This window comes from Thalassotalea crassostreae (assembly GCF_001831495.1).
GTDB lineage: Bacteria > Pseudomonadota > Gammaproteobacteria > Enterobacterales > Alteromonadaceae > Thalassotalea_A > Thalassotalea_A crassostreae.
Genome location: NZ_CP017689.1, coordinates 3,062,046 through 3,075,750 on the forward strand (window position 1 = coordinate 3,062,046; position 13,705 = coordinate 3,075,750).

Below are 13,705 nucleotides of genomic sequence, written 5' to 3' on the forward strand. Positions count from 1 at the left end.
TTTAATCTCACTATTTTCATTGTTTACCTATGGAATCTAGGAGAACAGTTTTTATATCAAGAGCTTCAATCGGTTAGTAATAGTGTTGTCTTAAAAATTACAATAACTGATGTTTTTTAAAATGTACAAATTGATCGGCCTACAAGATCAACTTATTTCAGGATGGAACACAAGTACAAAAAAACCATCTAGAAGTAGATGGCTTTTAAGGAGTTATTCAAAAATTCAATTATAGCGTTGTCAGCTAGACCTTATATATAAAGTCGTTGTCGCTTAACAATTCTAATTTATTACCAATAATATCTTGTTGATTTAGTTTTGATAATAAATCAAAGCCTTGTTGGCGCTGCTCTAATGTCAGTGCACGATAAGGAACGCGGAAAATCTTTTCTACGGCATTAGTCATCATTAAAGCGGTGTTAATTGCGATAGGATTTGGCTCACAGAATAACCAACCCATTAAGCCTTGCAGCTCTTGATTAAGCTCGGGATTATTGTCATCCATTAACTTACGCATTAAGCCTGGGATAATATTAGACGTTACCGAGATAACGCCGTGCGAGTTAAATTTGTGGCGACCGTCAAAACATTCATCATCGTTACCAGACCAACAAGCAATGCCTTGTTTTTCATAGTAATCGATACGCTCATTACCGGCACATTCTTTTACACCGATAAAGTTTTGGTGTGACGCAATTGCTTCGATAATATCAGGCGTTAAATCCTGCCCTGTTCTGCCAGGCACGTTATAAATAAAGGCCGGTCCGACATCTAAAGCACGATTGAAATGGTCGATAACACCAGCCGTTGATGTACGGCCGTAGTAAGGGTTGATTTGTAAAGCGGCATCCATACCTGATGCAAAGCCTTTCTGCGTTGCATTAACGGCTTCTCGAGTATTGTTACTGCCAGTATTACCAACAATAATCAGTTTGTCAGAATATTTATGAACACTGTGGGCGATAAGCATTAAGTGCTCTTCCCAGTTAAGTAAATGCCCTTCACCTGTTGTTCCACCAACAATAATACCATCTACACCCGCGGAAATTTGTTGCTCCACAAGTGTGTCGTAGGTCGCTAAATCAATATCACCGTCCTGATTGTATGGTGTTTTAATGGCAGTAATTAAGCTAGCTGACTTTAATCGTTTCATATTCTTCTCAAATCGCATCAATGCGGGGTTAGTAACATATTTTAATAGGCTCAATATTAACAACAACTGCGCTTAGGTTAAATACCGCTTTGACCACAAGATGCTAATAATTGTAAATATTTTATGCTTTTTAATTATGCTTGTTCCGTAAAAACAAAAAACCACCTTAAAAGGTGGTTTTATTATCTTTTTAACAAACACTCAAAGTGAGTTTATTCTGCCAACGGACGCATATGAGGAAACAAAATAACGTCTTTAATTGTTGGTGAGTCAGTAAACAACATAACTAAACGATCGATACCAATACCTTCACCAGCTGTTGGCGGTAAACCATATTCTAGTGCAGTAATGTAATCTTCATCAAAATGCATTGCTTCATCATCGCCAGCATCTTTCTCTTCAACTTGCTTTTTAAAACGAGCTGCTTGGTCTTCTGCATCATTAAGCTCAGAGAAACCATTGGCTAACTCACGACCACCAACGAAGAACTCGAAACGGTCAGTAATGAATGAATTTTCATCGTTACGACGCGCTAATGGAGATACTTCCCATGGGTACTCTGTGATGAATGTTGGTTGGTCAAGCATGTGCTCAGCTACTTCTTCAAAGATTTCACAAAGGTACTTACCAGGCCCCCAAACGTTTGTGCCTTCAGGCTCTTTAACGCCAACTTGTTTTGCAATTGCTTTCAGTTCGTCAAAACGACCTTCAGGATCTTTAATCACGTCAGCATCTAGATGTGGTGCGTGTTTAATAACAGCATCCATCATTGATAAACGCTCAAACGGCTGACCGAAATCGTAGAATTTCTCTTCAGTCACTTCACCATCGCTATTTTTAACGGTATTACGAATAACAGTTGTGCCCATAACGTCTTGTGCAAGAGTACGGAGCATTTCTTCAGTAAGGTTCATTAAGTCTTCGTACGTCGCGTAAGCTTGGTAGAACTCAATCATAGTAAACTCTGGGTTATGACGAGTCGACAAACCTTCGTTACGGAAGTTACGGTTAATTTCGAAAACACGTTCGAAACCACCAACCACTAAACGCTTTAAATAAAGCTCAGGAGCAATACGTAAGAACATATCGATATCTAATGCATTATGGAACGTTTCAAATGGCTTAGCTGTTGCGCCACCTGGAATAACTTGTAGCATTGGCGTTTCAACTTCCATGAAGTTGCGCTGTGCTAAGAAGTTACGAATTCCACTAACAATTTGTGAACGAACTTGGAACGTATCACGAGTATCTTGGTTAATGATCAAATCAACATAACGTTGACGATATTTAGTTTCTTGATCAGATAAACCGTGGAATTTTTCTGGTAATGGGCGTAATGATTTAGTTAATAGTGAATACTCTTCCATATTCACATATAAATCGCCTTTACCTGACTTATGTAAAATACCTTTAACACCAATGATGTCGCCGATATCTAACATGCCCCAGCGAGCTTTAATGTCTTTTTGTACTGCTTTTTCGGCATATGCTTGGATACGACCAGACATATCTTGTAATACTAAGAACGGACCACGCTTAGCCATAACTCGACCAGCAACAGCATAAGTTACTTGTAACTCTTCTAGCTCTTCTTTGGTTTTTTCACCGTGCTCAGCTTGAATATCTGCAGCATAATGTTCACGGTCGAAATCGTTCGGGTGACCATTTGCAGGGCAATTTTCACGAATATTTTCGAGCTTACCGCGACGTTCTGCGATTAACTTGTTTTCGTCTTTAGCTTGTTCTGTCATTTTAATTTCTCAGTATTACTTTAATATTGCTAATTTTTACGATTCTTTGTTACAAGCCTGATTTAAGGCTTGCTTCAATAAACATATCTAAACCGCCATCGAGTACTTGCTGCGTATTACGCGACTCAACACCAGTTCTTAAATCTTTTATACGGCTATCATCTAGCACGTATGAACGAATTTGGCTGCCCCAACCAATATCTGATTTGCCATCTTCAAGGGCTTGCTTATCTTCATTTTGCTTTTGCATTTCTAATTCAAACAATTTGGCTTTAAGCAATTTCATTGCTGCTGCACGGTTCTTATGTTGCGAGCGATCACTTTGACACTGTACTACGGCCCCGGTTGGGATGTGGGTAATACGAATTGCTGAATCTGTTTTGTTAACGTGCTGACCACCGGCACCCGATGCTCTAAAAGTATCTGTCCGCAAATCAGCAGGATTAATATCTATTTCTATATTATCGTCAATTTCTGGGTAGATAAACGCAGACGCAAACGATGTATGGCGTTTACCACTGGAATCAAATGGTGATTTACGCACCAATCGATGAACACCGGTTTCTGTTTTTAACCAACCGTATGCATATTCACCAGTGAATTTAATGGTACAACCTTTAATACCGGCAACATCACCGTCGGTTTCTTCAAGTATTTCAGTTTTAAAGCCGTGGCTATCACCCCAACGCAAAAACATACGTTGGATCATTTGTGCCCAATCTTGTGCTTCGGTACCACCAGAGCCTGATTGAATATCAAGATAACAGTTGTTTTCATCTTGAGGGCCACTAAACATGCGGCGAAACTCAAGTTTAGCCAATTGTGCTTCTAAACCATCAATTTCTGCTTGAGCATCAACTAAAGTATCTTCGTCTTCTTCTTCAACGGCTAGTTCAATTAAGCCATCAACGTCTTCACAACCACTGTCCATATCATCGATAGTTTTCACTACCAACTCTAACGCCGAACGCTCTTTACCTAAGGCTTGCGCTTTATCTGGTTCGTTCCAAACTTCCGGATCTTCAAGTTCACGACTTACTTCAACAAGACGTTCAACTTTTAACTCATAATCTAAGTAAGTACGCAATATATCGGTACGTTCTCGGATATCTTTAATTTGGTTTATTAATGGATTGACTTCAAACATCAAAAAATACAAAAATTCTATAAATAAAAATAGTCGCGCATTGTAACTTAAATGCACAATAGAATATAGATTTAACCGGCAAAGAAGACAAAATAAACGGTGAAATTGTGTTAATTTTGTTGAAAACTAATCCGCTTGAATATAATCAACCAATAATTGCAGTGATTGGCGACCACGAAACTCGTTAATATCAAGTTTGTAAGCAAGATGCACATGTTGGCAATTTGGATTCGGCCATTTCGATAAATCAACATTAAATGCAATAGCGTCAATCGCTAAATCACCATGTTGAACCACCATTTTCAAATGCTTTTCTCCAACGATGCGTTGTTGGATTAATTGAAAGTGATTATCAAACACTGGCTCTGGGAAATTTTGCCCCCAAGGGCCTGAGTCCTTTAGTAATTGAGTAAAATCGAGATTGAACTCTGAGTTGGTTAACTCACCATCAGAAAGGACAACATTTTCGAGCATATCAGCAGTTAACCATTGCTCGGCCATCTCAGAAAATAATTGTTGAAAACGTTCAAAATCAGTGTGTTGGATGCTTAATCCTGCCGCCATTGCATGACCACCAAACTTTAAAATAAGGCCTGGGTGCTGGGAATCAATATTTTCCAATAAGTCTCGAATATGGAGACCAGGTATTGAACGGGCCGACCCTTTTATTTCACCATTATCACCAGCAGCAAAAACTATTGTTGGTCGGTGAAATTTTTCTTTTAAACGACCAGCAACAATACCAATTACACCTTGATGCCAATCTTGATGATACAATGCAAACGCCGGCGGTAAATTGTCTTGATTGACATTTAATTGTTTCAACACATTTTCCGCTTCAGATTGCATGCCTTGCTCTATTTCCCGGCGAGTCTTGTTTAAATCATCGAGTTCAGCGGCGATCATTCGTGCTTGATACAAATCATCAGCCAATAAACACTTTATACCTAAACTCATATCATCTAGTCGCCCGGCGGCATTTATTCTCGGTCCCAAACCGAAACCAAAGTCACTGGCGGTAAGTTTTTTCTGGTTTTTACCTGATATTTCAATTAGTGCCTGAATACCAGGGCGCGTAGCGCCAGCGCGAATTCGTTTTAATCCTTGAGCCACCAATATGCGATTATTCTGGTCCAAACTGACCACATCAGCGACTGTACCTAAGGCGACGATATCGAGCAATTGTGCAAGGTTTGGTTCAGCTATTTGTCGTTGTTCAAACCAATTATTTGCCCGCATTTCTTGTCTCAGAGCAACCATCACATAAAAGGCAACACCTACACCTGCTAAGGCTTTACTTGGGAAAGTACAGCCATGTTGATTAGGGTTTACAATGGCATCTGCATTCGGGGTAGACTGCCCTGGCAAATGGTGGTCTGTGACAATAACGGTACAGCCCAATTCCTTAGCTTTATCGACGCCAGCAATACAACTAATGCCATTATCAACAGTCACAAGTACTTCAGCAGCTTTTTGTGTCACCGCCATTTCGCTAATTTGTGGTGTTAAGCCGTAACCAAATTCAAATCGATTCGGCACCAAAAAATCATGATTGGTCGAGCCTAAAAGCTTTAAACCGTCCATCATTAACGCCGTCGATGTTGCGCCATCAGCATCAAAATCACCGACGACTATAATGCGTTTATTATCTTTAATTGCCGAAAACAGCAATTGGCATGCTTCGTCTAACCCTTTTAATTGTTGAGGTTTATGCATTTTATCGGCAGATTGCAGTAATTGCTCTGCACCGGTAATTCCGCGCGCAGAATAAATAGCGCTTAATATAGGGTGAAGCTGATCGGATAATTGAGAAATGTTTGCGACTTCTCGTCGAGCTATTTGTTTATGCATATTTTTGGCTGTAGCGCTTTAGAAAGTGGCATTGATGGGTTAAATACTACCGCAGCAAGATAGCAATTGAAATAACTAATGAAGCAGGGATTGAGATAGCGTGCAGCACAACGTTTTAGACAAAAGTAAGATATAAAAAAACGGATTATTTAAATCCGTTTTTTTCGTTATAGTCGGCCTGATTTAACCAGCTAATAAGTGACTAACTCGTTTTTTTTCTCGCTTCGATGTTTTGAAAGATTTGCTGCATTTGTGCTGGTGTTTTATAACCAGGTAGCATCATACCGTCATCAAGCATAATTGCTGGTGTGCCAGAGACACCAATTTTACGACCAAAATTATATTGTTCAGCAACCGGTTGTGAACAAATCTTCTGTTCAAGTTGAGCACCACCTTTCGCTGCCGTCATTGCTGATTGCTGATCTGCACTGCACCATACACTGCGAATATCTTCATACCCTTTACTTGCAACACCGCCACGTGGGAATGCTAAATAACGAACGGTAATACCCATGTTGTTGAACGCTTCCATATCATCATGAAGCTTACGACAGTATCCACAAGTTAAATCAGTAAACACAGTCATCTGATATTTTTCATCGTCAGCAGGGAAAACAATCATAGAGTCGTTAAACTCATTCATACCTTGAACGCGAACTTTCGCAAGCGAGTCTTCGGTCAAGCTGCTTACGCCGTTGGCTTGAATTTCATAGATTTTACCTTGGATAACATACGTACCATCGGCACTGCTATAAAACATGCCTTGAGCGGTAAATACTTCATAGACATTGGCCATTTTTGATGGCGTTATAGTTTCAACGTCTAAGCCTAATTTAGCGAATGCGTTTCTAATATCAGCATCATTATACTCACCAGGAGCAGTATCACTTGCCACTTGGTTTGTATTAGCTTTTGTACTTTTTTCTTCGTTACAAGCGGTGGTGGCAATCAATAACATTGCAACAACAGCTGTACTCATTAATTTTTTAATCATAATTCAGTTCCTGAAACTCATGCGGTCACTCAATATATAGTGACCGGTCAAGGGGCGGTAAAATTACTCATTTATTGTTAAAAAAGCAAGATAAACCCCGGTTAACATCAATTAATTCCCTCAATTTGACAACTATTAACCTTTTATTAACTTAATTAAAGCATGTTCGGTGATATTCCTCTTAGCGTACTGATAATTTTCTGATAAAATCGCGCCGATATTTAGCGATTGAATTAACTGTTGGACAGATTAAAAATGAAAATAGGCTTGTTTTACGGCTCTACAACTTGTTACACCGAAATGGCGGCTGAAAAAATTCAGGCAGCATTAGGGGAAGAGTTGATCGACATTTTTAATATTAAAGATGTGCCATTAGCTGATTGTGAACAATATGACATTCTGATTTTTGGCATTTCCACTTGGGACTTTGGTGAGTTGCAAGAAGATTGGGAGTCAAAATGGGATGATATTAACCAACTCGATCTAAGCGGTAAAATAATTGCTTTATATGGTTTAGGTGATCAACAAGGTTATGGCCAATGGTTCCAAGATGCTCTAGGTATGTTGCACGATGAGATCATTCCTCAAGGCGCTAACGTAATAGGTTATTGGCCAAATCAGGGTTATGAATTTGAAGAATCAAAAGCATTAACCGAAGATGGCGATTTCTTTGTCGGTCTATCTCTCGATGACGAAACTCAATATGACCTAACAGATACTCGTGTCGAACAATGGTGTGAACAAATCCTAGAAGAAATAACCGAGTTACTCAGCGAGTAAATTCAATTAACTGTAAAAAAGCGTAATAATTCAACTTGTTTGAAAAATATACGATATAATTACGCAAGACATTCAACAAAGCGGCGAAAATAATCCACTTTGGCGTACTAACAAAAAAACTCCTAAGGTAAAATCTATTCATGTTTAATCAGTTTGATCTTGATGATGAACTTGTAGGCGGCTGTGCAAAAGCCGGTTTCAAAAAGCCCACATCTATTCAGCAACTAGTGTTGCCTGAAGCGATGGCCGGTAAAGATGTATTAGCTTCTGCGCCAACCGGTACCGGTAAAACAGCGGCTTTTATTTTGCCTTGTGCACAACATTTATTGGATTATCCGAGAACTCAACCAGGCTTTCCTCGCGTATTAATTCTTGCTCCTACTAGAGAGTTAGCATCGCAAATATTTGAACAAGCACAGTTATTAACTCAACTGACTGATATCAAAATTGGTTTAATCACTGGTGGTGTTAATTACGGCTCTCACAAAGAAATTTTGACGCAAACTACTGATATGCTGATTGCTACGCCAGGTCGTTTGTTAGACTACATTGAAAATGAACAGTTTGATGCTCGTGAGATTGAAATATTAGTTTTTGATGAAGCTGATCGCATGCTAGACATGGGCTTTGACGATACGATTGGCAGAATTGCTGGTGAAGCTAGATGGCGTAAACAAACAATGTTGTTTTCAGCAACCTTGGCCGGAGCCGGTATTATTCGTTTTTCTAAAGACGTATTAAATGAACCGGTATTCCTAGAATCAGATCCTTCACGTAAAGAAAAAGCAAAAACTCATCAGTGGATCCATTTAGCCGATGACAAAGCGCATAAACTAAAATTGTTAGTCAACATTCTTAAACAAGATGATGTAAAACGTGCGGTAGTATTCGCCAATAAACGCGAAACTGTGCAAATGCTCGCTGGGGTTTTACAATCGGAAGAATTATCGAACGCTTGGCTTGAAGGTGAGATGCCACAAGACAAACGAAACAGCGCCGTTGAACGAGTTAAAAATGGCAGCGTTAATATTTTGGTAGCAACCGATGTTGCTGCACGTGGTTTGGATATCGATGATATTACTCACGTAATTAACTTTGATATGCCACGCAAAGCGGATGTATATGTACACCGCATCGGACGCACGGGCCGTGCGGGTAAAAAAGGTACAGCAGTATCATTAGTTGAAGCACATGATATGTTATCGCTTGGCAAGATTGAGCGTTATATTGATGAGCGTTTACGTCGTCGAGTAATCGAAGAGCTTCGTCCGCAACATAAAGAAGCGCGTGTACCTGTGAAGAAAAACAAAACCAAAGCGATTAAGAAAAACGCTGGCTTAAGCAGAAAAGCAAAAGCGGCGAAAAAGGCTAAGAAAGCCAAGAAAGCGAAAAAGAAATCAAATTCTTAGATGCTAGCTAAGCGCAATCTATGAATCTGCCTCAGCTAAGCCTCAACTATATGTTAGTTGGGGCTTTTTTATTGTCTATCCGAATTATTTAAACTTGCCTCGAGCAACTACTTTACAAAAATCTTCCAAAAACATTACACGCTTTTTAAAGTATTGATTTCTTTTTTCTCTTAGATCAGTACACTGCAACTAATTGTTACCTTTTTTGGAACCCCTATGATCAGAAAAATTATCCTTTGCGCCTTTATTATTGCGAGCTTTTCGACAAGCGCAAATAGCTCAGTAAAACAACTTTTTAAGAAAGTAAATGACGGAGTTGTTGAGCTTCATGTTAAAGCCATTGCAGCACCTAAACCAGGCCAAGTTACTTATAAAACAACGCAAGAAGGTTCACTTGGTTCAGGGGCAATCATTAATAAAAATGGCGACATACTAACAGCTGCTCATGTTGTTAATCGAGCAACTCAAATAGAAGTCATTTTTACTGACGGTAGCAAGACTTCTGGTCATGTTGTTTGGGTAGATAATTTAATCGACCTTGCACTAATTCGAGCCCGTAATGTACCTGAAAAAATTGAACCTTTAACGTTAGCAAAACCTGGTAGCTACACAATTGGTGAACAAGTTATCGCTATTGGTGCGCCTTATGGTGTGAGTCACAGTTTATCCGTAGGTTACTTAAGTGGCGTACGTGATAGAGGTCAAATCCCTGGTACGGATATTACGCCACGTTTCTTGCAAACTGATGCATCGATTAACCAAGGTAACTCAGGCGGCCCTTTATTTAATTTAGACGGCGAAATTATCGGTATTGTAAGTCACATCTTATCAAAATCAGGCGGTAGCAACGGTTTAGGCTTCGTTGTTTCTGTTGATACAATCGTAGATATAATGGAGTCAGAGCCAAGTGCTTTTATCGGTTTTATCCCACACTTGTTGAACGAAGTTCAAGCAAAGGCGATAAACAACCAATATGGTTACGGTATGTTGATTCAGCATGTGGTACCAGCAACTCTTGCCCATAAGCTTGGTTTTAGAGGTGGTTATTTAAATGTCACTGTGGGTCGCACACCAGTGCTACTTGGTGGAGATATCGTAATAGAAGTCGACGGTATTAAATTAAAAACTGTAAAAGAAGCCCTTGAAATTCACCGTAAATTTAGTGATTACAAAAAAGGCGATAAAGTTAAATTCAAGTTTTTACGTGATGGAAAGCTTAAAGAGTTGGTTTGGAACGTAGACTAACAAACACCTAATCCTGACAAATAAAAGCACCAAACTATTCGACTAGCTTGGTGCTTTTTAGTTTGAGCATTCAGAATAACGCCTAAGTCATTGAGCATTAATTGATAGGATTAACCGGCCTATTAACGCTATTTCCATACTTACAACCATGAACCAAATTCATATTTAACAGGATTTTAAGTCATTAGCTTTCATGACGAGTGGTTGCTATTATTATTTCAAGTTTTAGCAAAGAGCTTTTTCTCTGCTTATATAAATAAATTTTAATTTTACTAATCTTTACGATTAAAGGATCTACCATGAAAAAATCAATACTTGCTTTATCAATTGTTTTGGCTTTTACAGTAACTGCTTGCTCAACCACTAAACTTAATACCAGTGAAGAAGCGTCAGCTGAGCCAACGACTATTTCAGTAACAAAAGAAAACTTTTCTCACGCTGAAACATCGCGTATGTACCGTAACTGGATTGCTGGTGGTAAAGCTAATCAGCAATTTGCTATGTTACCGACGTTACCGCCTCGTGGCGATAAAGCGCCAACCGTTCAAATGAATGATGACACTTTATACGGTGTAGCGATTATTAAAGCAGTTGATGGCAAAGTTACTTTCGACATCCCTGAAACAAATAACTATTTCTCAGTTCAAGTTGTGACTGAAAATGGTCATGGTGAATATCTAATTGTTGAAGACGGTGTACATACTTTATCGGTAACAGATACAAAAACAGCATTTTTAATTTACCGCTCAGGTGTGGAAATTGGTTCGAACCCTGAAGAAGGTATTAAAAATGCATTAACACAGTTAAAGAAAGTGGATACATCTAAATTTAACTTCGCAACTAATTACGAGCTACCAAACTACGATTTCACCCAAGTAGATGCTGAAGTTGACAAGCGCAAAAGGGTTGTTGACCAAATAGTAGAGCGTGATGGTGTTTTCACATATACGTTCCCGAGAACTCCTGCTGAAATTACAGATCTACAACAATGGAACTTAGAAAATGCTGCCGGTTGGGGCGGTGCTTCACCTGTAGCTCTTGAAGGTAATAAATATGTGAATTCACCATTCATCGATGGTAGTACATGTAAAACAACAACGTTTGAAGACCCACAAAATAAGTTCTTCACATCTGTAACAGCATATGACTCAGAAAAATATTTAATTGAAGGCGCAGTAGCAATTAATTCGTACTCTTGGGAAGTAAATCCTGACAATAGTGTGACGATATCTTTTAACTGTGGTGACGATGCAATTAATAATATTGATACCTCAGCGTATGGTAAAGACTTTACTATCACAACACGTCACTACGGCGCTACGCAAAAAGTAATTGATAGTAAGTTTGATATCATCATTAAAGGTATTAAATAGTTACTCTCTGATCGAGATATCGAGTATAAAAGCTCACAACCAAATTATTGGTTGTGAGCTTTGTTTTATTGAACTTGAGACATAACCCCTTGTGACTAGATAGGCACGTAACACTAGTTACGAGCGTTCCCCTAATAGCTCCAACACTCGTTTAGTAAATCGATATTCACTCAGGGGAGAGCTAACTAGATCACCCGATTAACTTACCCAATTTTTTCTTCAACTTATCTTCAAGCTCTTTTTTCTTTTTATCTTCAAATTCTTTCTTTTTCTTTTTCACAACGTCAGAGCTTAGTAACTTATTTATGGCTTGATCAGTGTTTTCTAATAACGCTTCCACATCAGCAATTTCTGCGGCGTCATTGTTTGAAATTTTCAACGCTTTAGCAACTTTATCATTCAAGCCTTTCTGTAATCTAGATTGGAACTGATTTAGCTTTTTCTTTAATTGTTGAGCAATTGCTTTATTAATCAAGTTGTCTAAATCAGATGAAATAGACATATTAGGCGATGTCACCTCACCATCAATATTAGCTGCTAATGAAAAACTATCTATTGACGCCATTACATCAACTAAAGAGCGACCGACACTCGAATCCGAGCTACCAACAAACTTAGTTTCTTCAACGCTAAATTCGCTGACACTGATCAGTTCTTGATCTAACGTCGAAAATTGTCCAACGCCCGTTATCGCTGCTGAATCTAGATTCAAAGTTAAATTTGGCTTATTTCTTATTTTGGCATTACTCACAGGTAAACCACTGAACTGCCATTTTCCTTTTGTAGAAAGTTGCTCATTGTTATTGAATATTTCAGAGGTTAACTTGCCACTGCCACCTTTAAGCAGGTTATCGCTGCCGACCTTAACAATAGTAGGCTTGTTTCTATGCCAATGTTCGGCCGTAACTTCACTTAACTGAAATGCAAATGTTCCCGCTTCCAACTCAATATCAAAATTAGCTTGCTTGACTAACCAAGGAGGCAAAGGGTTTTCATCTTTAAAATGAATGAATCTACCATGTGCTTTTGCTTCCGCAACCAATTTACTTTTCTGTTCTTTATCGGCTTTACTACTTTCTATTAAAGGCTTCACTTTTAAGTACAGCTTTTCCGCACTTTGATAATAGCCCCTTGCCTTTTCACCAAATAAGATATGGGCAAAATCGGCATTATCTACCTTGTCTAACTGGTATTTAGTTTTGAGGTTATTCCAATCTTTAGTTGGTGCTTCCTTAGTATCTTTTACCGCTTTAGAGAGAATGTTTTTACTATTTTTCAGTTGTGTCTTAGCCTGTTTAACAATCGCTTTATCTTGCTTAAATTTTTTATTTAGAGCAGATAATTTTTTTTCTAATGCACTGATATCTCCCAAACTTTTAATCTTGGTTTTAGTTAACTTTTTAATCTCTGCTTCATAATTTTTTAGGGTTTGCTTCGACGGTATTTCACTCTTTAATTTTTTTAATTTCGCTTTTTCAGCTTTATAACTTTGCTCAAGTTGCTTGGATGCCTTAACGCTGAGTAAATCACTATCATTTAGGATATCTTCAACATCAGGTAAGCTATTTTCAATCGCCGGCAATTGCTTGCTAATTGACTCGCCAGTTGCTTCAGATAACGAGGTATTTTCGTCGCGATAAACCTCACCTAGACTTTGTCTTTCTCTGTCGAGTTTCACACCAGAGATGGCAAGTTCGTCAATTAACACTTTACCAAATAAGTATTGCCATATATCAACACCTGCTGTTGCACGATCAAATTGGATGACATTGTGGCTTGGCTTGGCATTGTCAGTTGCTTGAAACCCTTCAACCGTAATTGCAAATGGTGAGTATCCAACATCGACATTATCAACATTAACCTCTGCCCCCATATACCATCGCCCACTTTGCTCGATGCCAATTTTAATTAAACTTGGTAATAACAACATAAGTAAAGCTAAAACCAATGCTGTCGTTATCAAGAAACCAGCAATACCTTGCCAACGGAAATATTTTTTCAT

General features: G+C 38.7%; 10 protein-coding genes. 4 read left to right on the top strand and 6 right to left on the bottom strand.

The features are described 5' to 3' along the window. Positions 1–244: 244 nt before the first annotated feature. The 5 genes from dapA to dsbC all read right to left on the bottom strand — a co-directional run bounded on the left by dapA (position 245) and on the right by dsbC (position 6,896). The gene (dapA, locus tag LT090_RS13180) at positions 245–1,153 is read right to left on the bottom strand and encodes a 4-hydroxy-tetrahydrodipicolinate synthase (RefSeq protein WP_082897278.1); all 909 of its coding nucleotides are present in this window, start codon (positions 1,151–1,153) and stop codon (positions 245–247) included. A gap of 212 nt (positions 1,154–1,365) precedes the next feature. Next, positions 1,366–2,904 carry a lysine--tRNA ligase gene (lysS, locus tag LT090_RS13185; RefSeq protein ID WP_068547825.1) on the bottom strand — a complete coding sequence of 513 codons (1,539 nt, stop codon included), beginning with the start codon at positions 2,902–2,904 and terminating at the stop codon, positions 1,366–1,368. 49 nt (positions 2,905–2,953) lie between these two features. Then, entirely contained in the window at positions 2,954–4,051 is a 1,098-nt protein-coding gene (prfB, locus tag LT090_RS13190; RefSeq protein ID WP_068547824.1) for a peptide chain release factor 2, read from the bottom strand. A gap of 126 nt (positions 4,052–4,177) precedes the next feature. Next, positions 4,178–5,902 carry a single-stranded-DNA-specific exonuclease RecJ gene (recJ, locus tag LT090_RS13195; protein WP_068547823.1) on the bottom strand — a complete coding sequence of 575 codons (1,725 nt, stop codon included), beginning with the start codon at positions 5,900–5,902 and terminating at the stop codon, positions 4,178–4,180. A 202-nt stretch (positions 5,903–6,104) separates the two neighbouring features. Continuing rightward, positions 6,105–6,896 (bottom strand): bifunctional protein-disulfide isomerase/oxidoreductase DsbC, encoded by a 792-nt coding sequence (gene dsbC, locus LT090_RS13200; RefSeq protein WP_068547822.1) that lies wholly within the window; start codon positions 6,894–6,896, stop codon positions 6,105–6,107. A gap of 255 nt (positions 6,897–7,151) precedes the next feature. On the opposite strand from dsbC, the gene fldB reads away from it, so the two are divergent. The 4 genes from fldB (at position 7,152) to LT090_RS13220 (ending at position 11,703) form a co-directional block, all read left to right on the top strand. After that, positions 7,152–7,676 carry a flavodoxin FldB gene (fldB, locus tag LT090_RS13205; RefSeq protein ID WP_068547821.1) on the top strand — a complete coding sequence of 175 codons (525 nt, stop codon included), beginning with the start codon at positions 7,152–7,154 and terminating at the stop codon, positions 7,674–7,676. A 140-nt stretch (positions 7,677–7,816) separates the two neighbouring features. Further along, positions 7,817–9,085: an ATP-dependent RNA helicase SrmB gene (gene srmB, locus LT090_RS13210; protein ID WP_068547820.1), complete on the top strand. Its 1,269-nt coding sequence runs from the start codon at positions 7,817–7,819 to the stop codon at positions 9,083–9,085. Positions 9,086–9,301: 216 nt separating this feature from the next. Further along, positions 9,302–10,330 carry a S1C family serine protease gene (locus tag LT090_RS13215; protein ID WP_068547819.1) on the top strand — a complete coding sequence of 343 codons (1,029 nt, stop codon included), beginning with the start codon at positions 9,302–9,304 and terminating at the stop codon, positions 10,328–10,330. A gap of 299 nt (positions 10,331–10,629) precedes the next feature. Continuing rightward, a complete protein-coding gene (locus tag LT090_RS13220) occupies positions 10,630–11,703 on the top strand; it encodes a DUF1254 domain-containing protein (RefSeq protein WP_068547818.1) in 1,074 nt (357 codons plus the stop codon). Between the two features lie 190 nt (positions 11,704–11,893). Here the strand turns inward: LT090_RS13220 and LT090_RS13225 are convergent, their stop codons facing one another. Continuing rightward, positions 11,894–13,705 (bottom strand): TIGR03545 family protein, encoded by a 1,812-nt coding sequence (locus LT090_RS13225; RefSeq protein WP_068547817.1) that lies wholly within the window; start codon positions 13,703–13,705, stop codon positions 11,894–11,896.

Bases quoted from the DNA above. Each gene is read 5' to 3' on its own strand.
- dapA (WP_082897278.1), bottom strand. From the start codon at position 1,153: ATGAAACGATTAAAGTCAGCTAGCTTAATTACTGCCATTAAAACACCA.
- lysS (WP_068547825.1), bottom strand. From the start codon at position 2,904: ATGACAGAACAAGCTAAAGACGAAAACAAGTTAATCGCAGAACGTCGC.
- prfB (WP_068547824.1), bottom strand. From the start codon at position 4,051: ATGTTTGAAGTCAATCCATTAATAAACCAAATTAAAGATATCCGAGAA.
- recJ (WP_068547823.1), bottom strand. From the start codon at position 5,902: ATGCATAAACAAATAGCTCGACGAGAAGTCGCAAACATTTCTCAATTA.
- dsbC (WP_068547822.1), bottom strand. From the start codon at position 6,896: ATGATTAAAAAATTAATGAGTACAGCTGTTGTTGCAATGTTATTGATT.
- fldB (WP_068547821.1), top strand. From the start codon at position 7,152: ATGAAAATAGGCTTGTTTTACGGCTCTACAACTTGTTACACCGAAATG.
- srmB (WP_068547820.1), top strand. From the start codon at position 7,817: ATGTTTAATCAGTTTGATCTTGATGATGAACTTGTAGGCGGCTGTGCA.
- LT090_RS13215 (WP_068547819.1), top strand. From the start codon at position 9,302: ATGATCAGAAAAATTATCCTTTGCGCCTTTATTATTGCGAGCTTTTCG.
- LT090_RS13220 (WP_068547818.1), top strand. From the start codon at position 10,630: ATGAAAAAATCAATACTTGCTTTATCAATTGTTTTGGCTTTTACAGTA.
- LT090_RS13225 (WP_068547817.1), bottom strand. From the start codon at position 13,705: ATGAAAAAATATTTCCGTTGGCAAGGTATTGCTGGTTTCTTGATAACG.